The following is a 21,210-nucleotide window of genomic DNA, read 5'->3' as shown; positions in this document are numbered from 1 at the left end:
CGACCACCGGGCATAGTGAAGGGTCTAGGGTCGGGAATAGATACCACGGAGAGAATCAGTCCCTGACGAACAGAGGGTGCGCATGACGGTACGGCGGGTGATGGGCATCGAGACCGAGTACGGTATCTCCGTGCCCGGACAGCCGGGGGCCAACGCGATGGTGACCTCCTCTCAGGTCGTGAACGCCTATTTGGCGGCCTCGGCGGCCAGGGCACGGCGCGCGCGATGGGACTTCGAGGAGGAGAACCCGCTGCGGGACGCACGGGGGTTCGACCTCGCGCGGGAGGTGGCCGACCAGAGCCAGCTGACCGACGAGGACCTCGGCCTGGCGAATGTGATCCTCACCAACGGGGCCCGGCTGTACGTCGACCACGCCCACCCCGAATACTCCACGCCCGAGTGCACCAATCCCCGGGCGGCGGTGATCTGGGACAAGGCGGGCGAGCGGGTGATGCACGACGCGGCGGTCCGCGCCTCGGCGATGCCGGCCAACGCCCCGATCCAGCTCTACAAGAACAACACCGACAACAAGGGCGCCTCCTACGGCTGCCATGAGAACTACCTCATGCGCCGGGCAACCTCGTTCGCCGACATCGTCCGGCACCTGACGCCGTTCTTCGTCTCCCGGCAGGTCGTCACCGGGGCGGGCAAGGTCGGCATCGGCCAGGACTCCCGGGGTGAGGGCTTCCAGATCAGCCAGCGGGCCGACTTCTTCGAGGTCGAGGTCGGCCTGGAGACGACGCTCAAGCGGCCGATCATCAACACCCGGGACGAGCCCCACGCCGACCCGGAGAAGTACCGCCGCCTGCACGTCATCATCGGCGACGCCAACATGTCGGAGATCTCGACCTACCTGAAGCTGGGGTCGACCGCGCTCGTCCTGGCCATGATCGAGGACAACTACTTCACCCGCGACCTGGCCGTGGACAACCCCGTCCAGGCCCTGCGCGCGGTCTCGCACGACCCGACGCTCAAGTACGAGATCGCCATGCGCGACGGCCGCAAGCTGACGGCGGTGCAGCTGCAGATGGAGTATCTGGAGCTCGCCCGCAAGTACGCCGAGGAGCGCAGCGTCAACGGCCTGGACGAGCCCACCAAGGACATCCTGGAGCGCTGGGAGTCGGTCCTCACCCGCCTGGCGGAGGACCCGATGCAGCTGTCCAGGGAGCTCGACTGGGTGGCCAAGCTGGAGCTCCTGGAGGGCTACCGCACTCGCGACGGCCTTCCCTGGTCGCACCCGCGGCTGCAGCTCGTCGACCTCCAGTACTCCGACATCCGTCCCGACCGGGGGCTCTACAACCGGCTGGTCGCCCGGGGCCGCATGCAGCGCCTGGTCACCGAGGAAGAGGTTCAGCGGGCCATCGAGGTGCCGCCCAACGACACCCGGGCCTACTTCCGGGGCCGCTGCCTGAGCCAGTACAGCGAGTCGGTGGCCGCCGCCTCCTGGGACTCGGTCATCTTCGACATCCCCGGCCGCGAGTCGCTGCAGCGCGTCCCCACCCTTGAGCCGCTGCGCGGCACCAAGGCCCACGTGGGCGAGCTGTTCGACCGCTGCCGTACCGCCGCGGAGCTGGTGACGGCGCTGACCGGCGAGCAGTGACCTCCTGAGGGGGGCGGTCCGGGCAGGGCCGCCCCCCTTTCGGCGTACCCGGACCCTGTCCGGCCGGACGTTTCGCCGGACGTCCGGCCGGATCCCGGCAAACCGGACACCCGGATTGACGGGGGACGGAGAACCGGGATACGTTCCGGGTGTTTTGTGGCGGTGCGAGGGAAATCCGGTGAGATTCCGGTGCGGTCGCGCCACTGTAACCGGCTCCCCGGAGCCGGAAGCCAGGTCACACTCGGCCGCCACCGACCTACGAAAAGGGACGCGTCAATCCCGGAGGAGGTGGCCGTGAGCCAGATCTCGGCACCGCACGTTCAGCCCATCCCATGGCACTCGCTCACCCGCTGGCTGCTCGCCGTACCGGTGCTGCTGCTCCTCGCCTACCTGGTCACCTTCGACCAGGGAGCGATCTCCCAGGCGGGAAACTACCTGCACGAACTCATGCACGACGGGCGCCACCTGCTCGGCGTGCCGTGCCACTGAGCCACAGGTGATCACCAAACTCATCGTCCGGGGCCTCGTCGTCGGACTGCTCGCAGGGCTGCTCGCGGCCGTCTTCGCCTACACCGTCGGCGAACCGCGTATCGACCAGGCCATCGCGCTGGAGGAGGCGGCCGCGGCCGCCTCCCCGGCCGAACCGCACGACGACACCGGGACCGCGGCCCACTCCCACTCCCACGACGGGGAGGAGGCCCTGGTCAGCAGGGACGGCCAGCGCTTCGGGCTCTTCCTCGCCCTGGGCCTGTACGGGCTGGCGCTCGGAGGATTGTTCTCCCTCGTCTACGCGGCCGTACGCGGCCGGGCGGGACCCCGCTCGGAACCGGTGCTCGCGGTGAGCCTCGCCGCCGCCGCGTTCACCTCCGTCGTCCTCATCCCTTTCGTGAAATATCCCGCCAACCCACCGGCCGTCGGTGACCCGGAGACCATCAACCAGCGCACCGTGCTCTACCTGGTCGCGGTGGTCATCGGGATCCTCGCCGTCGCCGCGGCCGTCGCCGCCTACCGCTACGCCTCGGCGAGCGAGCCGTGGGTGCGCTGGCTGTCGGCCGGTGCCACCTTCCTGGTCCCCGTCGTCGCGTCCTGGATCCTGCTGCCGGAGATCTCGGAGGTGCCCCGGGGCTTCCCCGCCGACCTCCTGTGGGACTTCCGGGTCGCCTCCATAGGGACCCAGGTGGTCTTCTGGGCCGGTGTCGGCGCGCTGTTCGCCTTCGCCGCCCGCAGGCGCGGCCCGGTGTGACGACCCCCTCGGGGGTCACCCGCCTGCTCCTGGTCTGCCACGCCTCCACCTCGGCGACGGTACGGGCCGCGTTCCCGGGTGACGAACCACTCGACGAGCGCGGCCTGCGCCGGGCCGAGGGGATGGCGCGGGACCTCGGCCCGGGGCCCGCGGCCTGCCCGGCCGAGCTGCGCTGCGTCCAGACGGCGGCGGCGCTCGGCCTGCGGGCCGAGCACGACCCGCTGCTGGCCGACTGCGACTACGGCCGCTGGAGCGGGATGACGCTCGGCGAGGTCGAGGCCGCCGAGCCCGAGGCGCTCGCCTCCTGGCTCGGCGACCCCGGCGCGGCGCCGCACGGCGGGGAGCCGGTCACCGCGCTCCTGGCCAGGGTGTCCGGCTGGCTCGCCGCCCGCGCCCCCGGCAGGGCCGTCGCGATCACCCACCCGGCGGTCATCCGCGCCGCGGTCGTCCACGCCCTCGACGCCCCCGCCCGGTCCTTCTGGCGCGTCGACGTCGCGCCGCTGGCCCGCGTGACGCTCACCGGGCGCGGCGGGCGCTGGCGGCTCGGCTACCTCCCATGACGGTTCGAGCGCCCGGCGAGCCATTGATTCGACGAGACGACAGGAGATCTTGAAGGTGCGTGATTCCCGCTATCCCTTCACCGCGATCGTGGGGCTGGAGGACCTGAAACTCGCGCTGATCCTCAACGCGGTCTCCCCCCGCGTCGGGGGAGTGCTGGTCAGGGGGGAGAAGGGCACCGCCAAGTCCACGGTCGTGCGGGCGCTGGCCGCGCTCCTGCCGCCCGTCGAGGTGGTGGCCGGCTGCCGCTTCTCCTGCGACCCCGCCGCCCCCGACCCCGGCTGCCCGGACGGGCCGCACGAGCCCCGTACGGAAACGGAGCCCCGGTCCTCCGCGGCCCGGCCTCCCGCCGCTGAATCCGGCGGAGTTCAGCCGGACGGAGTTCGGGGCGGCGGGGCGCGGGACGGCGCCGCGCGGCCCGCCCGCCTGGTCGAGCTGCCCGTCGGCGCCTCCGAGGACCGCCTCGTCGGCTCCCTGGACATCGAGCGCGCCCTCACCGAGGGCGTGAAGTCCTTCGAACCCGGCCTCCTGGCGAGCGCCCACCGGGGCGTCCTGTACGTGGACGAGGTCAACCTCCTCCACGACCACCTGGTTGACCTGCTGCTCGACGCCGCCGCCCTCGGCACCTGCTACGTCGAGCGCGAGGGGGTGTCGGTGCGGCACGCGGCCAGGTTCCTGCTGGTCGGGACGATGAACCCCGAGGAGGGGGAGCTGCGCCCGCAGCTGCTCGACCGCTTCGGGCTGACCGTGGAGGTCCGGGCCTCGCGGGAACCGTCCCAGCGGGTGGACGTGGTACGGCGCCGCCTGGCCTTCGAGGCCGACCCCGACGCCTTCGCCGCCGCCTGGTCGGAGGAGGAGCGGGCACTGGCCGCGCGCATCGCCGAGGCCCGCGCCAGGGTGCCCCACGTCGTGCTGCCGGACGCGGCGCTGCTCAGGATCGCCACCGTCTGCGCGGGGTTCGAGGTGGACGGGCTCCGGGCCGACCTGGTCACCGCCGGCGCGGCGATCGCGCACGCCGCCTGGCAGGGCCGCACCACCGTCACCGCCGACGACGTACGGGAGGCGGCCAGGCTCGCGCTCCCGCACCGCCGCCGCCGGGACCCCTTCGACGCGCCGGGCCTGGACGAGTCCAAGCTCCAGGACCTTCTGGACCAGATCCCCGACGACCCGGACGACCGCGAGGGCCCCGAGGATCCGGACGGCTCCGGCGGCCCCGGGGGCACCGGCCCCGAGGAAGGCCCGGACGGACCGGCGCCCGACGGCGGCCCCGAGGCCGAGGACGCCACTCAGGGAGACCGGACTCAGGAAGACCGGGGCGACCCCGGAGGGGAGGCCCCCCGGTCCGAGATCCAGGACGTCCCGGACGGCCCTGACCCCGGGACGCAAGAGCCCCCGCACCCCGTTACCTCCGCCGCGAACCCCGGTGAGCCGCCGGAGACGGCCGGGGGAGCACCGGCCCGCGAGCGGACCTTCGACGCCGAGCCCGGCGGCAGGACCCGGCTGTTCACCGTCCCCGGCGTCGGCGCCGGAGCCCCCGGGCGCCGGTCGCGCGCCAGGACGCCCCTGGGCCGCACCACGGGGGCCCGCGTCCCCGAGGGCCACACCGGCTCCCTCCACCTGCGGGCCACCGTCGGCGCCGCCGCCCCGTACCAGGTGGCGCGGGGCAGGAGCGGGCCGGGGTTGCTGCTGCGGCGCGGCGACCTCAGGGAGGCGGTCCGGGAGGGCCGCGAGGGCAACCTGGTGCTGTTCGTGGTGGACGCCAGCGGTTCCATGGCCGCCAGGCAGCGGATGCGGGCGGTGAAGACCGCGGTGCTCGGCCTGCTGCTCGACGCCTACCAGCGCCGCGACAAGGTCGGGCTCGTCACCTTCCGGGGCGCCCGCGCCGACCTGGTCCTGCCGCCGACCTCCTCCGTCGAGGCCGGCGCGGCCCGGCTGCGCGAGCTTCCCACCGGGGGACGTACCCCGCTGGCCGCCGGCCTGCTGCGGGCCGCAGAGGTGCTGCGGGTCGAGCGCCTGCGCGACCCCTCCAGGCGCCCGCTGGTGGTCCTGGTCACCGACGGGCGGGCCACCTCGGGCACCGTCGAGGAGTCCCATCGCGCGGCGGGACTGCTGGCCGGGGTGGCGGGCGTGGTGGTCGACTGCGAGGGTGGCCACGTGCGCCTCGGCCTCGCCGCCTCGCTGGCGGCACGGATGGGCGCGGAGACCGTACGCCTCGACGACCTCACCGACCTGGCGGGGATGGTCCGCGAACGGCGCGGCGCCGCATGACAGTGGGCCGCATGACAGCGGGCCGCATGACAGCGGGCCGCATGACAGCGGGCCGCATGACAGTGAGCCGCATGACAGTGGGCCGCATGACAGTGAGCCGCATGACAGTGAGCCGCATGACAGTGAGCCGCATGACAGTGAAGGGAGGGCGACGATGCCGCAGGGCAAACCCGTCAGCGTGCCCGAGGACGGCCTGACCACCAGGCAGCGCCGCACCCGGCCGCTGCTGATCGTCCACACGGGACCGGGCAAGGGCAAGTCCACCGCCGCCTTCGGCCTGGCCCTGCGCGCCTGGAACCAGGGCTGGCCGATCGGGGTCTTCCAGTTCGTGAAGTCCGCCAAGTGGCGCATCGGCGAGGAGCGGGCACTGCGGGTGCTCGGCGACTCCGGCGAGGGCGGGCCGGTCTCCTGGCACAAGATGGGCGAGGGCTGGTCCTGGATCCAGCGCCCCGGCAGCGAGGAGGACCACGCCGCCGACGCCCGCGAGGGCTGGGAGCAGATCAAGCGCGACCTCGCCGCCGAGACGTTCCGGCTGTACGTGCTCGACGAGTTCACGTACCCCATGAAGTGGGGCTGGATCGACGTCGACGAGGTGGTCGAGACCCTGCGCGGCCGTCCCGGCGGCCAGCACGTCGTCGTCACCGGACGTGACGCCGACCCCCGGCTGCTCGACGCCGCCGACCTCGTCACGGAGATGGGCAAGGTCAAGCACCCCATGGACGCCGGGCAGAAGGGTCAGAAGGGCATCGAATGGTAGCCCGGCTGGTCATCGCGGCCCCCGCCTCCGGCGCGGGCAAGACGACCGTGGCGACCGGTCTGATGGCCGCCCTCACCCGCCGGGGCATGGCGGTCTCCCCGCACAAGGTGGGACCCGACTACATCGACCCCAGCTACCACGCCATGGCCACCGGCCGTCCAGGGCGCAACCTCGACCCCTGGCTGGTGGGGGAGGAGCTCGTCGCCCCGCTGTTCCTGCACGGCGCCGCCGGGGCGGACGTCGCGGTCGTGGAGGGCGTGATGGGCCTGTACGACGGGGCGGGCTCCACCGAGTTCGCCTCCACCGCGCACGTCGCCAGGCTGCTCGGCGCCCCGGTGGTGCTGGTCGTGGACGCGGCCAAGCAGAGCCGCTCCGTGGCGGCGCTGGTGCACGGGTTCGCCTCCTACGACACCCGGATCAGGCTCGGCGGGGTGATCCTCAACCGGATCGGCTCCGAACGGCACGAGGCCATCTGCCGTGAGGCGCTCGCCGAGAGCGGTGTCCCGGTGCTCGGCGCGATCCGCCGCAGCGACGCCGTCGCCACCCCCTCCAGGCACCTGGGCCTGGTCCCGGCCGCCGAGCGCCGCACCCAGGCCGTGCGGGCCATGGACGCCGTCGCGGACCTGGTCGCCGCCTCCTGCGACCTGGAGGAGATCCTGCGCCTGGCCCGTACGGCGCCGCCGCTGACGGCCGTCCCGTGGACCCCCGGGCCGCCCGCCGCCCCCGTCACGAGGGTCGCGGTCGCCGGGGGGCAGGCCTTCACCTTCGGCTACACCGAGCAGGCCGAGCTGCTGGCGGCGGCGGGCGCCGAGGTCGTCCCCTTCGACCCGCTCGTCGACGAGACCCTCCCCGAGGGGGCCCGGGGGATCGTCATCGGGGGCGGTTTCCCCGAGGTCTACGCGGCCGAGCTGTCGGCCAACGAGCCGCTGCGCGAGCGGGTCGCCGCGTTCGACGGGCCGATCTCGGCCGAGTGCGCGGGCCTGCTCTACCTCGCCAGGAGGCTGGACGGCAGGCCGATGTGCGGGGTCCTCGACGTCGAGGCCAGGATGACCGGCACCCTCACCCTCGGCTACCGGGACGCGGTGGCCGTCCGCGACTCGCCGCTCACCAGGGACGGGGAGCGCTACCGGGGGCACGAGTTCCACCGCACCGCGGTCGAGCCCGCCCCCGACCGGCCGCTGTTCCGCTGGCGGGGCGGCGCCGACGGGTTCGCCGACGGCCGGGTCACCGCCTCCTACCTGCACCTGCACTGGGCCGGCAGCCCCCGGCTGGCCTCCAGGTTCGTCGAGGCCTGCCGCCGGGTCCCGGTCGTCTGACTTCCTCCGGCCCTCTCTCGCTCCGAGCGGCTCGAACCAGCCGGAATCAGCCGGAATCAGCCGGAAACCTCGTGCCGGTTCGAGCCGGTTCGCGATAATCAGGGAGGAACCGGGAAGTGCCGCACGCTGAGAATGCCGGAAATATCGCGACTCGGCCTTTCGATGGTTTTTCTGGTTCCCCTGATGCCGGTGAATTCCGTCCATTCGGAGAAACGCGCCCGGCCGTCGCGGGCCCCGGTGTCAGACGGGGAAAAGACCCCCCTCGCCCCGAACGCCCGCTAGGTCCCGATAGGTCCTACGCGAAGGTGTCCGGCGGCAACCGGGCCGCGGGCAGCCGGGGCGGGGCCAGGGCCACCCCCTCCGTGTGGAGGATCGCCGACAGCATGCGGCCCGCCTGTCCCATGCTGATGCGGGCCGCCGGGTCGCGCCGGAGCAGTCCCTCCAGGACGGGCCACAGCGGCCCCGCCCGCGTCACCGCCTCCTGGTGCCCGCCGCCCGCCGGGTCGCGTGGCGCCGGAGTACGGGAGAGGGGGCGCGGCGGCCGGCCCTCCACCGCGAAGTACAGGCTCGCCCCGAACGACCACAGATCGCCCGCCGGGGTCGGCGGCCCGCCCCGCAGCCGCTCGGGGGCGACGAAGGTGGGGATGTGGGCGACCGGCACGGTGGAGGAGGTGTCGGGGTCGCCGTGCAGCGCCGCGATACCGAAGTCGGCCAGCACCACCCGGTTGCCGGTCAGCAGGATGTTGCGCGGGTTGATGTCCCGGTGCAGGACGCCCGCGCCGTGCGCGTGGCGCAGCCCGCTCAGCAGCTGGAAGCCGATCCACGCCGCCCAGTGGATCGGCAGGTGGCCCAGGTGCCGTACGGTCTCCTTGAGAGTGAGGGCCTCCAGCAGCTCCATGACGATCCAGAGCCGCCCGTCCTCCTCCAGCAGGTCGTGCACGGAGATCACCGCCGGGTGGTTCAGCTTCCCGGCCGAGCGTGCCTCTCGCAGCGCCCGGCGCCGCGCGTCGTGCATGTCCGCCCCGTTCTCGTCGAACCGGGGCTGGATCTCCTTGATCGCCACATTCCGCCCGAGCAGGGAGTCGTGGGCGCGCCACACCGTGCCCACGCCGTCCCGCCCGATCAGCGAGGCCAGGTGATAGCGGTCACCCAGTAAGCGTGCCTTTCCCGCATCTGTTCCCATGAATCACCTGCTGCACATAGAAGCCGGGCCCCTCAGCTGATTCATATTTTCACCCGGAACAGCGCGCTATGCGATTACTTACAGTGATTCTCTGTAACGATTCAGACGCATGGGCATGATGAGGTTTTTTTCCCTGTCCGTAAACCCTAATTGCGGATTCAGGAAAATGCCCCAGGAGATGGTGAAGGAATTTCGGAAACGCTCGAAAAAGCTTTCAGGCCGCGCTGAAGCAGCGCACGTCCTCCAGCATCTTCGAGGTCCGCTCGGCACTCAGCCGCGCCCGCGGGTCCTTGCGCAGCAACCCCCGCAGCACCGGCTCCAGGGCGCCCGCCCGCTTCGGCGCGCGCGGCGGCTCGCGCAGCGCCGCGACCAGCGCCGCCATCGAGTTCACCGTACGGAACGGGGTCCTGCCCTCCACCGCCATGTACAGCGTCGCGCCGAACGACCACATGTCCGCCTCGCGGGTGCCGCCCCTGCCCTGCAGCGCCTCCGGCGCGATGAACGCCGGGGTGCCCCGCGTCGAGGTCGTCGCCGCGCCCTCGGGCGCGGCGAAGCCGAAGTCGGCCAGCACCACCCGGTCGCCGGTCAGCATGATGTTGGCGGGCTTGATGTCGCGGTGGATCACCCCGCCGTCGTGCGCGTGCCGCAACGCCTCCAGCAGGCGGCACCCCATCGCCGCCACCAGGTCCACCGGGAGCGGGCCCGCCTGTACGAGCGTGTCGTGCAGCGTCAGCGCCTCCAGGAACTCCATGACGATCCAGAGGCGCTCGGCCTCCTCGGTGAGGTTGTGCACCGTCACGATGCCCCGGTGGCTCAGCCGCGCCGCCATGCGCGCCTCCCTGACCACCCGCCGTCGCTGCTCGGCCGCGGCGGCCCCGGGTGGCAGGAGTATCTCCTTGAGGGCCACCTCTCGCTCCAGAAGCAGGTCGTATGCGCGCCAGACGACGCCGGTCGCCCCCTGGCCGACGCGTGAGACGAGCTTGTATCTGCGCGCGATGATGGTACTCACCCCCCAATGATCGCAGTTTCCAGCCCCGAAGGCCTACCTGGAACGTTCCTTATCTCCCCAGGAGTGTCGGATCTGCCCGGATTCGTGGGTGACGATGCTCACACGAGGCGCGTACGGGCCCGAGGTGCTCGTACGCGCCTCGCGCGGGGCCGCGCGGGCCCGTTGGAGCGTCACAGCAGGCCGACGCCGAGCAGCAGGGTGCCCGCGCCCAGCGACACCCCGCCCGCCGGGACCAGCCAGATCAGCCTGTTCGGCTTCGTGTCGGAGGGGCGCACCACGGACAGGAAGAAGCCCAGCGGCATCAGGATGGGCGCCACCGCGATCAGGATCCGGGACAGGTCCTTCAGCCCGCCGGACAGGTCCGCCCGGTCGATGTAGAGCAGCGCGACGAGCGCGAAGAGCACCAGGACGCCCGCGTGGGCGTGCCCGGCCCGCCACAGGCCGCGCCGTACCGGATTGTCCATGTATCCGGGGATGCCGCGCATGATGTGCGCGAGCAGGGAGACCCCGCCGAAGGCCACGGCGGGCACGGTGATGAGGAGTATTCCCGCTGTGCTCAGCGACGACGGTGACATGGGGGAGCCTCTCGTTGGATAGTGGTGCTAGCCAATTATTGGATAGGGCTGCTATCCAGTCAAGGACATAAGAATTTGCCTTGAGGGACTCGGGGAGGGTTCTCTGGCGGGCAGGAACTCGGCACGGCCCGTGCGGGCTCCCGTAAAGATCGCGGGACGATCCGCGCGCAATGTCGCCCGGTTCGGGGAAGATATGAATCAGATCCGTCCCCCAGGTGGAGGTGCCACACATGGCAAGCAAGGACACCGGCGGCCAGAAGCAGACCGGCCGTACCGACAAGGAGGTCGAGGAGACCGCCCAGGCGGAAACCTCCGACGTCCAGGAGCGTCACGAGAAGCTTTCCGACGACGTCGACGCGATCCTCGACGAGATCGACGAGGTCCTTGAGGAGAACGCCGAGGAGTTCGTGAGGAGTTACGTGCAGAAGGGCGGCCAGTAGTCCGCCCGGTGGAATCCAGGGTCGGGGGTGAGGGCGGATCCGGCGAGGAGCCGATCCGGTGAGAGGCCGGTTCGGCGAGGAGCCGGAGGACCCGTCCTGACCGTGACCCCGGCCCGGCGCCCGCCGGGCCTGGCGGGCGGGTGACGTGCGGCCGTCCCCGCCGGGAGCGCCCTTCCGCCGCCGAGCGCCGCGAGCGCGTTGAGCCGATCAGTCGAGCCGATCAGGGGAGGCCCCTCCGGGAACGGTTCCCGGAGGGCATGAGCACCGTCCGGAGTGCGGGACGGGAAGGCGCGGGCCGAGTCGGCCGCGGCCGTTCCCGGTCCGGCGGGCCGGCCGTTTCCCGCCGGTCCCGCCACCTCCGGCGACGGAGGCCGGCGCGCTGGAGGACGACCCCCGCTCTCTCCGTGAACGCGTCATCCTGCCCCTCGCGGGCTCCTGCCTTCTCCGTGAACGTGTCCTCGTACCCTCCGCGAGCCTCTGCCCGCCTCGCGGTCCGGCGGATCCGGGCCCGTTGCCGGTTTCACCGCATCCGTCGTCTTCGTCGCTTTCGCCGCGCCCGGGGGGTTCCGTGAGGGATCCGGCGACCGGTACCGATCACCCGCGAAGATTCAAAAGCCCGCCGAGGGGGGTTCGCGCTGAGCTGATCCAGGGAAGTGCAAGCAGCACGGCAAGATGAGTAAGGTCGGGCCTTAAAGGACTGCACCTTTGGAGGGAGTCGCGTGGGATCTCACAGGGACCTGCCCGCCGGCATGGTGAATCATATCTTTACCGACACCGGGAGCTCCTCGTTCACCGAGTTTGTCAGGTCCCATTCGCCGGACTTGCTGCCTGGCCGTAACGAGACCCTGGCAACTCCGGTGGGCGACCAGATCCCGCACGCCACCACGATCGTCGCGGCGATGTGCGCCGGTGGCGTGGTGATCGCGGGAGACCGCCGGGCGACCTCCGGCAACATCATCTCCCAGCGTGACATGGAGAAGGTGTTCCGCACCGACGACCACTCCGGCATGGGCATCGCCGGGGCGGCGAGCACCGGCATCGAGATGGCCCGCCTCTACCGGGTCGAGCTCGAACACTACGAGAAGCGCGAGGGGCGCACGCTCTCGGTGGCGGGCAAGGCCAACCGGCTCGCCACGATGATCCGCGGCAACCTGCCGATGGCGATGCAGGGGCTCGTGGTCGTCCCGCTCTTCGCCGCCTACGACCCCGACGTCGACGGCGGCCGGATCTTCAGCTACGACGTGGGCGGCGGCCCCTACGAGCAGCGCAGGCACCACGCGATCGGGTCCGGCTCGATCTTCGCGCGGGGCGCCCTGAAGAAGCTCTACCGCGAGGGCGCCTCCCCCGAGGAGACCGTGCTGACGCTGATCCAGGCCCTCTACGACGCGGCCGACGACGACTCGGCGACCGGCGGCCCGGACGTGATCCGCAAGATCTGGCCCGTCGTCGCGGTGATCACCGCCGACGGATACCGCCGGCTCCCCGACGAGGAGGTCGGAGAGCTCGTCCAGGTCGTGGTCGATTCCCGGGCGGACCGCCCCGACGGCCCCGTCGCCCCGCTGCGCTAACACGAGAGGATCACCCCAGGTGTCCATGCCTTTTGGATATGTCTCGCCCGAGCAGCAGATGCGGGACAAGGCGGACTACGCGCGCAAGGGGATCGCGCGGGGCCGTAGTGTCGTCGTCCTGCAGTACGCGGACGGCATCCTGTTCGTCGCGCCCAACCCGTCCCGCGCCCTGCACAAGATCAGCGAGATCTACGACAAGATCGGGTTCGCCGCGGTCGGCCGCTACAACGAGTTCGAGGCCCTGCGCCTCGGCGGCATCCGATACGCCGACATCAACGGCTACACCTACGCCCGCGACGACGTCACCGCCCGTGGCCTGGCCAACCTCTACGCCCAGAACCTCGGCCAGATCTTCACCGAGTCGCTGAAGCCGTTCGAGGTGGAGATCGTGGTCGCCGAGGTCGGCGACTCCTCCGACGAGGACCACATCTACCGGCTCACCTTCGACGGCTCGGTCTTCGACGAGGCGGGCCTGGTGGCCATGGGCGGCCAGGCCGAGGCGGTGGCGGGCCGTCTCAAGGAGCGCTACCGCGACGGCCTGTCGCTGGGCGAGGCGCTGGAGGCGGCGCTGTTCGCGCTGACCGAGCCGGGGGGCGAGCGCTTCCCGGCGGGCCAGCTGGAGGTGGCGGTGCTCGACCGCAACCGGCCGCACCGCAAGTTCCTGCGGCTCAACGGCCCCAGGCTGGAGCGGCTGCTGGCCGACGGGGCCCCTGCGGCCGAGCCGGCCACGGGGGCGGCCGGGGGCGAGAACCCCCTCTCCGCGCCCGAGACGCCCGGCGTCCCGCCGACCGCGCCCGACGGCGACATCGACACGGGGTCCAGCGGCTGACCGCGCCCGCCGACGACCCGGAGCGCCGTCCCCGCCGCGGGGGCGGCGCTCCGGTGTGTCGTGGATCACACCGTCTCCGGGCAACCGGCACCGCCTCGCGGCGGTCCCAGACTGTGTGAAGAACGCCACCCCGCGCGCCTGGACCAGGCTCGTCCCCCCTTTGACCGTTCCCGCCTCCCCGAGAAGGGCCGGCGCGGCGCTCGCCCTGCTCGCGGCCGCGGCCCTGGTGTCCGGCTGCGCCTCCCCAGCCGTGACCGCCTCCGCCCCTTCCCCCGCCGCGACCGCCTCCCCGGCTGGCGAGCCGGACACGGCCGCGAAGCCCACCCCGGCCGCCACCCCCGAGCTCTTCGGCACCGAGTTCCAGGCCGCCCCCGAACACGACTGGAGCAAGGGGCGGCCGCCGCCCTTCGAGGGCGTCCTGCGCGGCTGGCTCACCGACGTGGACGACAACGAGGTGGCCGAGTACCGGCCCATCCGTTTCGTCCAGAACGGCGGCGAGGACGGCCACTTCGACGGCCCCGAGGAGGGCGACGTGGTCCGCTACCTGGCGCCCCTCGCCGAGGACGTCGAGTTCCTCGCCGACAGCGGCTGCGACGGCACGACGCAGACGTACGACAAAGCCACCAACCTCGGCACCGAGAGCTGCACCCGCGAGACGCTGATCGCCAACGTCAGGGAGGCCGCCTCCCTGACCGGGGTGGAGGGCCTGCACCGGCCGGCCCTGATCACCACCGAGAACGGCAGGATCACCAAGGTTGTCGAGATCTTCTGGCAGGGCGGAGGCTGATCGCGGCCGCCGATCCCGGTGCCCCCGCACCACCCGTGCCCGGCGGCCGACCGGGCGCGGGTGGTGCGGGGCCGCGTCCGCGCTTAGCCGCTCACGGCCCGGGGCATAAGCCGTAGGACCGAAAACCCCATGATCCCTCCCGCGAGAGGGGTTCGGCGAATAGTGTGAGGCAATGGATCGTCGCATCTTCGGGCTTGAGAACGAGTACGGCGTCACCTGCACGTTCAGGGGGCAGCGGCGGCTGTCACCCGACGAGGTAGCGCGTTATCTATTCCGCCGTGTCGTCTCCTGGGGCCGATCGAGCAACGTCTTCCTCCGCAACGGGGCGCGCCTGTATCTCGACGTGGGCAGCCACCCCGAGTACGCCACCCCCGAGTGCGACAACGTCGTGGAGCTCGTCACCCACGACAAGGCGGGCGAGCGCATCCTGGAGGGCCTCCTGGTCGACGCCGAGAAGCGCCTCCGCGAGGAGGGCATCGCCGGGGACATCTACCTGTTCAAGAACAACACCGACTCCGCGGGCAACTCCTACGGCTGCCACGAGAACTACCTGGTCGGCCGGCACGGCGAGTTCGGCCGCCTGGCCGACGTGCTGATCCCGTTCCTGGTCACCCGGCAGATCATCTGCGGGGCGGGCAAGGTGCTGCAGACCCCGCGTGGAGCGGTCTACTGCGTCTCCCAGCGGGCCGAGCACATCTGGGAGGGTGTCTCCAGCGCCACCACCCGGTCGCGCCCGATCATCAACACCCGCGACGAGCCGCACGCCGACGCCGAGCGGTTCCGCCGCCTGCACGTCATCGTCGGCGACTCCAACATGAGCGAGACGACCATGCTGCTCAAGGTCGGCGCGACCGACCTGGTGCTCCGCATGATCGAGGCGGGCACCGTGATGCGCGACCTGTCGCTGGAGAACCCGATACGGGCCATCCGCGAGGTCTCCCATGACATGACCGGAAGGCGGCGGGTCCGGCTGGCCAACGGCCGCGAGGCGTCCTCGCTGGAGATCCAGGAGGAATACCTCTCCAAGGCCCGCGACTTCGTCGACCGCCGCGGCGGCGACGAGATCAGCCACCGGGTGCTGGAGCTGTGGGAGCGCACCCTCAACGCGGTCGAGACGGGCAACCTCGACAAGGTCGCCCGCGAGATCGACTGGGTGACCAAATACCAGCTGATCGAGCGCTACCGCAAGAAGTACGACCTGCCGCTGTCGAGCCCCAGGGTCGCCCAGCTCGACCTCGCCTACCACGACGTGCACCGCCGCCGTGGCCTGTTCTACCTGCTGCAGAAGCGCGGCGCGGTGGAGCGGGTGGCCTCCGACCTGAAGATCTTCGAGGCCAAGTCGGTGCCGCCGCAGACCACCCGGGCCCGGCTGCGCGGTGAGTTCATCCGCAAGGCTCAGGAGAAGCGCCGCGACTTCACCGTCGACTGGGTGCACCTGAAGCTCAACGACCAGGCGCAGCGCACCGTGCTGTGCAAGGACCCCTTCCGCAGCGTCGACGAGAGGGTGGACAAGCTCATCGCCGGAATGTGACGGTCATGCTTCGGTAAGCCCGTCCCGGCCTTACCCCCTCCGTACGCCGGGACGGGTAGTGTGGCGCGAACCTGACGTCTGCTTGAGGGATACCTATGCGCCGCCGCAGCATGGCCGTACTGGCCGCAGTGCCTCTGATGTTCGTCGCAGCATGCGGCTCCGGCGGGGGCGTGGCCACCGGTGCCTCCAGCCCCGCCAGCAGCAGCGGGGTCACCGAGCTGCAGGTGACCGGGCAGGCCGGCGCCAAGCCGACCGTCGCCTTCCCGTCCAAGGTGGTCGAGACCTCCTCCTTCAAGGTGCTCACCCCCGGCACCACGGGCGAGGCGGCCAAGCTCGGCACCAACGTGGTCGCCAACTTCACCGTCTTCACCTGGGACGGCAAGGAGAACAAGATCGCCGGTTCGACCTACGACGAGGGCGGGCCGCAGGTCATCTCGCTCAACGAGCAGGTCCCGGAGATCCTCCGCAAGGGCTTCGCCGAGACCAAGGGCGGGGGCCGGTTCATGTCGGTCGTCGCCAAGGACGCGCTGCCCGCCGAGCAGCAGGCGCAGGCCCCTCCGGGCCAGGCGCAGGTCTTCGTGGTCGACGTGGTCGGCGTCCCCCAGGAGAAGGCCGCCAAGGGCACCGCCGTCGACCCCGGTGTCAAGGGCGTCAAGGTGGAGAACCCGGGCGGCGACGCCGCGCCGAAGCTCACCACCAAGACCAAGAAGAAGGCCCCCGAGAAGCTCGTCAAAGAGACCGTGATCAAGGGCACCGGCCCCGAGGTCAAGTCCGGCCAGTCGATCCTGGTGCAGTACGCCGGGAAGATCTGGGGATCGGACGTCGAGTTCGACAGCAGCTGGTCCCGCGGCGCCCAGCCGATCATGTTCCAGATCGGCACCGGCAAGGTCATCAAGGGCTGGGACCAGGGCCTGGTCGGCGTCCCGATCGGCAGCCGGGTGCTGCTGAGCATCCCGCCGGACCTCGGCTACGGCAAGGCGGGCTCCGGCGACAAGATCAAGGGCACCGACACCCTGGTGTTCCTGGTCGACGTGCTGGGCGCCTACTGACCCCGCTTACCTGCTCTTCCGCCCCGGCGGGCCCATCTGGCCGCCGGGGCGCCCCGCCCCGCCCCCCCTGAGCCCGGCCGTGCGCACGGCCGGGCTCCGTGCTTTCCGGGCGGGGCTCCGCGCTTTCCCCGGCAGGGCTCCCGGCACGCGCACCGGTCAGGTGGCCCTTGGACGCCGTGTGAGCGGGTGTGGGCGAGCGTGGCTCCCGGGCGCGGTGCGCGTGGGTGTGGGCGAGCGTGGCTCCCGGGCGCGGTGCGCGTGGGTGTGGGCGAGCGTGGCCCCCGGACGCCGTACGAGCAGCTACGGGCGAGCGTGACCCCCGCGGGCCCGGCCTACAATCCGGGCTGTGAGCGGTGACGATCTCGACACGGTGGCGGTACTTCACGACCCGGTGCGCCGGGCCGTCTACGACTACGTGGCCTCCCGGGGCCAGGACGTGGGGCGCAACGAGGCGGCCGAGGCGGTGGGGGTGCAGCGGACCCTGGCCGCCTTCCACCTCGACAGGCTCGTCGAGGCGGGCCTGCTCGAGTCGGGGTTCCGGCGGCTGACGGAGCGGACCGGGCCCGGCAGCGGCAGGCCGGCGAAGGTCTACCGCAGGGCGCCGGGGGAGTGGCAGGTCAGCGTGCCGGCCAGGGACTACCGCACCCTCGCCCTGGTGCTGGCCGAGGCGGTCGAGCTGCTCGGCGGGGACGAGCGGGCCGAGCAGGCCGCCCGGCGCGCGGGGGCCGGGCTCGCGCAGGAGGGTGAGGACCTCACCGGGGTGCTGCGGCGGCGCGGGTACGAGCCGTACGAGGAGGACGGCCGGGTGCGGCTGCGCAACTGCCCGTTCCACGTGCTGGCCGAGGAGCACCCGCCGCTGGTCTGCTCGGTGAATCTGGAGCTGTGCCGCGGGCTGCTCGACGCGCTCGGCCGGGACGCCTCGGCGGCCGGCCTGGACCCCCGTCCCGGGGAGTGCTGCGTCGCCTTTTCTAAAAACAATGACGATTGACATAGAAGGATCGCGGATGATCTGCTGTGTCCATGCATCTGGCCCAGCTGAACGTCGCCCACGCGCGCGCGCCCAAGGACTCCCCGGAACTGGCCTCCTTCGTGGCGGGCCTCGACTCCATGAACCGGCTGGCCGAGGCCGACCCCGGCTTCGTGTGGCGCCTCAAGGGGGGTGACGGCCCCGAGGACATGATCGAGCACGGGTACGGCGACCACCTGCTGATCACCTTCTCCGTGTGGAGGTCGCGCGAGGCGCTGTGGGACTACGTCTACCGCAGCGGACACCTGGCGTTCCTGCAGCGGCGCAGGGAGTGGTTCCTGCGCATCGCGGAGCCGTACCTGGTGATGTGGTGGATCCCCGAGGGGTACGAGCCGACGCTCGCCGAGGGGATGGAGCGCCTGGAGCGGCTGAGGGCCGAAGGCCCCACGCCGGAGGCCTTCACCTTCAGGGACTTCTACGAGAGCAGCGAGGCCGCGTGGCGTCCGGCGGCGGCCGAGGCCAGGAAGTAGGCCAGGTCCTCGTCCAGGCCGCGGCCCATCGTCGACAGCCGCACCGGGGAGCCCCGCAGCGCCTCGTGCAACCCGTCCACCGGCACCTCGACCAGCTCGTGGCGCGCGGCGAGCGGGCGCGACTGCTCGGCCACCCGCCTGCCGAAGTCGCCGGGCAGCACGGGCACGGCGACCTGGGCCGGGGCGAGCGCCACCCGGCCGTAGGCGGTCAGCGAGTGGTGCGAGACCCCGATGTGGCGCTCGCGCAGGTCGCCCTCGCTGACCCGCAGCGCCGCGACCGGACGGCCCCCCAGGACGGCGGCGGCGTTGACCGCCTCGCCGGCCGACACGCCGGAGAAACCCCAGCGGGTGCCGCTGCCCAGGTTGCCCGGCCCCTGGGTGACGATCGCGACGTCGGCCTCCAGGACGTGCCTGGCCGCCAGCAGGCCGGTGTGCGGGGTCACCACCTCCACGTCGCCGCCGAAGGCCTGGCCCGCCGTGACGACCCCGCACAGCCAGCCGGTCTCCCGCAGCCGCGCGCACGACATGGAGAACCAGGCGGGCAGCGCGCCCCCGTCGAGCATCACGTAGGCGACCCTCAAAGACTTCCCGCCCCCGGTTTTCCCGGGCTCCGGCGGGTTCGCGCCGTACAGGCCGCAGAGGATCGCGGGCAGGGCCGAGTGCAGGTCAGCGACGATCACCGGCATGCCGTCCACGGAGTCGGCGTCGCGCAGGACCTCGTGGAAGGGCGAGTCCTGCTCGTCCGCGCCGAGGACGGTAGCCTGCAACGGGGTGTAGCGTGCCTTCACCAGGTGTCCGGGGCCTTGGGGATCTTGCGGTAAACGGTCGGGAACAGCCACCACCATGGCGTAGCCTCCCGTACCGAGACCCATCGCGAGCGCGGTCGTGTTGAGCAGCACCACGTCACCGGGCTCCGGACGTCCCACCAGGGCGGGGTAGGCGAGCGCGCGCGCCTCACCCTCCTCGGTGGTCACGTCGAGTTCCACCGCCCCCGGCCACTCGCGCCGGACCCGCACGACCTCGCCCCTGCGCCATCTGATCACGGGGGAAGGGTAGCGTCACTCGAACAGGGAGGAGGCCCGATGTCGCGCCGGAAGACCGAGCGGCTGCTCAATCTCGTGATCTGCCTGCTGGCCACGCGGCGGCCGCTGAGCGCCGAGCACATCCGCCAGGCGGTGCCGGGCTACGACGCCGACAACGACGAGGCCTTCCAGCGGATGTTCGAGCGGGACAAGAACGAGCTGCGCGAGATCGGCATCCCGATCGAGGTCCACAAGGACCCGTGGGAGGAGGACCCGGGCTACCGGATCGTCCGCTCGGCGTACGAGCTGCCGGAGATCACCCTGGAGCCCGACGAGGCCGCCGTGGTGGGCCTGGCGGCCCAGGTGTGGCAGCGGGCCAGCCTGGCCGAGGCGGCCAGCGGGGCCCTGCTGAAGCTGCGCGCCGGGGGCGTGCAGACCGACGAGGCCCACGGGGTGCTCGGCGGGGCGCTGGAGCTGCGCGTCGACACCCAGGACCCCTCCTTCCCCGCGCTGTGGGAGGCCGTACGCGACCGGCGCGCGGTCCGCTTCGCCTACCGGGCGGCGGCCAGCCAGAGCGTGCTGACCCGCACGGTGGAGCCGTGGGGCGTCGTGAGCCGCCGGGGCCGCTGGTACATGGTCGGCCACGACCGCGACCGGGACGCGCCGAGGGTCTTCCGGCTCAGTCGGATCAGCGGCACGGTCACCACCGTAGGCCGCCCCGGCGCCGTGGTGGTGCCAGACGGCGTCGACATCAAGTCCATGGTCGGCTTCAGCGACGCCGCCGTCCGCGAGCGCACCGCCCTCGTCCGGGTCAGGCGCGACACCTGCCAGGGACTGCGCCAGGTGGCCAAGGCGGTGCGGCCCTGCGGCGACGGCTGGGACGAGCTGGACGTCGACTTCACCGATCCCAATCGGCTGGCCGGGTGGATCGTGGGCTTCGCCGACGACGCCGAGGTGGTCGGCCCGCCGGACGCCCGCGACGCGGTCATCTGCCGCCTGAAGGGAGCACTCGCGTGAGCACGGCCGATCGCCTGCCCAGGCTGCTGGCACTGGTCCCCTACCTGATGTCGCACCCCGGGGCCCAGGTGCCCGAGGTCGCGAAGATCTTCGGGCTGAGCGAGAAGCAGCTCATCGACGACCTGCAGCTGGTGTGGATGTGCGGGCTGCCCGGCCACACCCCCGGCGACCTGATCGACGTGTCGTGGGACGGCGGGGAGATCGTCATCGACAACGCCGAGACCATCGCCCGCCCGCTGCGGCTGGGCGTCGACGAGGCCAGCGCCCTGCTGGTCGCGCTGCGCCTGCTCGCCGAGATGCCGGAGTTCGGGGAGCGCGACGCGCTGGCCCGGGTCATCGCCAAGTTCGAGCAGGCCTCCGGCGAGGGCGCGGCGGCGGTCAGCAGCCAGGTCTCGGTGGAGGTCGACGCCGCGCCCGACGCGCTGCCCGTCGTCAACGAGGCGCTGCGGGGCGGCAGGCGGCTGTCGCTGCGCTACTACGTGCCCGGACGCGACGAGATCACCCCGCGCGAGGTCGACCCGATGCGCCTGGTCGTCGTGGACGGCCGACCCTACCTGTCGGGCTGGTGCTACCGGGCCGAGGCGGTCCGGCTGTTCCGGGTGGACCGGATGCTCTCGGTCGACGTGCTCGACGTGCCCGCCGACCCGCCCGAGGACGCCGTGGCCGACGAGGTGACGCCCGGGGTGTTCCGGCCCTCGCCGACCGACGAGCTGGTGGAGCTGGAGCTGACCGCCGCGGGCCGCTGGGTCGCCGAGTACTACCCGTGCGAGCGGGTCGAGGAGCTCGGCGAGGGCCGCCTGCGGGTGGCCCTGCGGGCCAGGGACCAGGGCTGGCTGGTACGCCTGGCGCTGCGCCTCGGCGACACCGGCAGGGTGATCTCGCCCGCCTCGCTGGACGAGAGCGTCCGGGCCGCGGCCACCGCCGCGCTGAATCGTTACGAGTCGATTTCCTGACGCGACGG

21 protein-coding genes and 1 riboswitch are annotated in these 21,210 nt (G+C 72.1%); of the genes, 17 read left to right on the top strand and 4 right to left on the bottom strand.

Translation table 11 applies throughout. The features are described from left to right. The first annotated feature begins 82 nt into the window (after positions 1 to 82). The 7 genes from dop (at position 83) to ACFYWM_RS12900 (ending at position 7,742) form a co-directional block, all read left to right on the top strand. On the top strand, positions 83 to 1,600 hold the full coding sequence (gene dop / locus ACFYWM_RS12930) for a depupylase/deamidase Dop (RefSeq protein ID WP_389913092.1): 1,518 nt from the start codon (positions 83 to 85) through the stop codon (positions 1,598 to 1,600). A gap of 130 nt (positions 1,601 to 1,730) precedes the next feature. After that, positions 1,731 to 1,860: riboswitch (cobalamin riboswitch) on the top strand. 34 nt (positions 1,861 to 1,894) lie between these two features. Further along, on the top strand, positions 1,895 to 2,089 hold the full coding sequence (locus ACFYWM_RS12925) for a CbtB domain-containing protein (protein WP_389913090.1): 195 nt from the start codon (positions 1,895 to 1,897) through the stop codon (positions 2,087 to 2,089). Positions 2,090 to 2,096: 7 nt separating this feature from the next. Beyond that, on the top strand, positions 2,097 to 2,843 hold the full coding sequence (locus ACFYWM_RS12920; RefSeq protein ID WP_389913088.1) for a CbtA family protein: 747 nt from the start codon (positions 2,097 to 2,099) through the stop codon (positions 2,841 to 2,843). After that, entirely contained in the window at positions 2,840 to 3,403 is a 564-nt protein-coding gene (locus ACFYWM_RS12915) for a histidine phosphatase family protein (RefSeq protein ID WP_389913085.1), read from the top strand. Before ACFYWM_RS12920 ends, ACFYWM_RS12915 begins: the two co-directional genes overlap by 4 nt. Before the next feature lie 55 nt (positions 3,404 to 3,458). After that, positions 3,459 to 5,669, top strand: coding sequence for a magnesium chelatase subunit D family protein (locus tag ACFYWM_RS12910; RefSeq protein ID WP_389913082.1), 2,211 nt, complete (start codon positions 3,459 to 3,461; stop codon positions 5,667 to 5,669). 154 nt (positions 5,670 to 5,823) lie between these two features. Next, a complete protein-coding gene (gene cobO / locus ACFYWM_RS12905; protein ID WP_344743375.1) occupies positions 5,824 to 6,426 on the top strand; it encodes a cob(I)yrinic acid a,c-diamide adenosyltransferase in 603 nt (200 codons plus the stop codon). Continuing rightward, positions 6,420 to 7,742, top strand: a complete 1,323-nt coding sequence (locus ACFYWM_RS12900) for a cobyrinate a,c-diamide synthase (RefSeq protein WP_389913078.1) — start codon at positions 6,420 to 6,422, stop codon at positions 7,740 to 7,742. Before cobO ends, ACFYWM_RS12900 begins: the two co-directional genes overlap by 7 nt. Before the next feature lie 295 nt (positions 7,743 to 8,037). On the opposite strand, the gene ACFYWM_RS12895 is transcribed toward ACFYWM_RS12900, so the two are convergent. The 3 genes from ACFYWM_RS12895 to ACFYWM_RS12885 form a co-directional block, all read right to left on the bottom strand. Next, positions 8,038 to 8,925: a serine/threonine-protein kinase gene (locus ACFYWM_RS12895; protein ID WP_389913076.1), complete on the bottom strand. Its 888-nt coding sequence runs from the start codon at positions 8,923 to 8,925 to the stop codon at positions 8,038 to 8,040. Positions 8,926 to 9,139: 214 nt separating this feature from the next. Further along, the gene (locus ACFYWM_RS12890; RefSeq protein WP_344743373.1) at positions 9,140 to 9,934 is read right to left on the bottom strand and encodes a serine/threonine-protein kinase; all 795 of its coding nucleotides are present in this window, start codon (positions 9,932 to 9,934) and stop codon (positions 9,140 to 9,142) included. A 170-nt stretch (positions 9,935 to 10,104) separates the two neighbouring features. Then, positions 10,105 to 10,509 (bottom strand): hypothetical protein, encoded by a 405-nt coding sequence (locus ACFYWM_RS12885; protein WP_389913073.1) that lies wholly within the window; start codon positions 10,507 to 10,509, stop codon positions 10,105 to 10,107. A 230-nt stretch (positions 10,510 to 10,739) separates the two neighbouring features. Here ACFYWM_RS12885 and ACFYWM_RS12880 point away from each other — a divergent pair, with 230 nt between their 5' ends. The 8 genes from ACFYWM_RS12880 to ACFYWM_RS12845 all read left to right on the top strand — a co-directional run bounded on the left by ACFYWM_RS12880 (position 10,740) and on the right by ACFYWM_RS12845 (position 18,210). After that, entirely contained in the window at positions 10,740 to 10,949 is a 210-nt protein-coding gene (locus ACFYWM_RS12880; protein WP_389913070.1) for a ubiquitin-like protein Pup, read from the top strand. Positions 10,950 to 11,698: 749 nt separating this feature from the next. Continuing rightward, positions 11,699 to 12,517 carry a proteasome subunit beta gene (gene prcB, locus ACFYWM_RS12875; RefSeq protein WP_389913614.1) on the top strand — a complete coding sequence of 273 codons (819 nt, stop codon included), beginning with the start codon at positions 11,699 to 11,701 and terminating at the stop codon, positions 12,515 to 12,517. A 25-nt stretch (positions 12,518 to 12,542) separates the two neighbouring features. Beyond that, positions 12,543 to 13,346, top strand: a complete 804-nt coding sequence (gene prcA, locus ACFYWM_RS12870; protein WP_389913067.1) for a proteasome subunit alpha — start codon at positions 12,543 to 12,545, stop codon at positions 13,344 to 13,346. Positions 13,347 to 13,461: 115 nt separating this feature from the next. Beyond that, positions 13,462 to 14,133, top strand: a complete 672-nt coding sequence (locus ACFYWM_RS12865; protein WP_389913063.1) for a hypothetical protein — start codon at positions 13,462 to 13,464, stop codon at positions 14,131 to 14,133. A gap of 172 nt (positions 14,134 to 14,305) precedes the next feature. Continuing rightward, positions 14,306 to 15,664, top strand: a complete 1,359-nt coding sequence (gene pafA / locus ACFYWM_RS12860) for a Pup--protein ligase (RefSeq protein ID WP_030904553.1) — start codon at positions 14,306 to 14,308, stop codon at positions 15,662 to 15,664. A 137-nt stretch (positions 15,665 to 15,801) separates the two neighbouring features. After that, entirely contained in the window at positions 15,802 to 16,713 is a 912-nt protein-coding gene (locus tag ACFYWM_RS12855) for an FKBP-type peptidyl-prolyl cis-trans isomerase (protein ID WP_389913058.1), read from the top strand. Positions 16,714 to 17,059: 346 nt separating this feature from the next. Then, positions 17,060 to 17,701, top strand: a complete 642-nt coding sequence (locus tag ACFYWM_RS12850) for a helix-turn-helix transcriptional regulator (RefSeq protein WP_389913055.1) — start codon at positions 17,060 to 17,062, stop codon at positions 17,699 to 17,701. Positions 17,702 to 17,733: 32 nt separating this feature from the next. Beyond that, entirely contained in the window at positions 17,734 to 18,210 is a 477-nt protein-coding gene (locus ACFYWM_RS12845; RefSeq protein WP_389913612.1) for a DUF3291 domain-containing protein, read from the top strand. On the opposite strand, the gene ACFYWM_RS12840 is transcribed toward ACFYWM_RS12845, so the two are convergent. After that, positions 18,156 to 19,253, bottom strand: coding sequence for a DUF3866 family protein (locus ACFYWM_RS12840; protein ID WP_389913052.1), 1,098 nt, complete (start codon positions 19,251 to 19,253; stop codon positions 18,156 to 18,158). The two genes, ACFYWM_RS12845 and ACFYWM_RS12840, sit on opposite strands and share 55 nt — an antisense overlap. 39 nt (positions 19,254 to 19,292) lie before the next feature. On the opposite strand from ACFYWM_RS12840, the gene ACFYWM_RS12835 reads away from it, so the two are divergent. Continuing rightward, on the top strand, positions 19,293 to 20,249 hold the full coding sequence (locus tag ACFYWM_RS12835) for a helix-turn-helix transcriptional regulator (protein WP_389913049.1): 957 nt from the start codon (positions 19,293 to 19,295) through the stop codon (positions 20,247 to 20,249). Continuing rightward, entirely contained in the window at positions 20,246 to 21,202 is a 957-nt protein-coding gene (locus tag ACFYWM_RS12830; protein ID WP_389913046.1) for a helix-turn-helix transcriptional regulator, read from the top strand. The genes ACFYWM_RS12835 and ACFYWM_RS12830 overlap by 4 nt, the downstream gene beginning before the upstream one ends. The last annotated feature ends 8 nt before the right edge of the window (positions 21,203 to 21,210 follow it).

The sequence above is a fragment of the Streptosporangium sp. NPDC002721 genome (assembly GCF_042888905.1).
GTDB lineage: Bacteria > Actinomycetota > Actinomycetes > Streptosporangiales > Streptosporangiaceae > Streptosporangium.
This window is presented reverse-complemented; position numbering and strand designations above follow the sequence as displayed.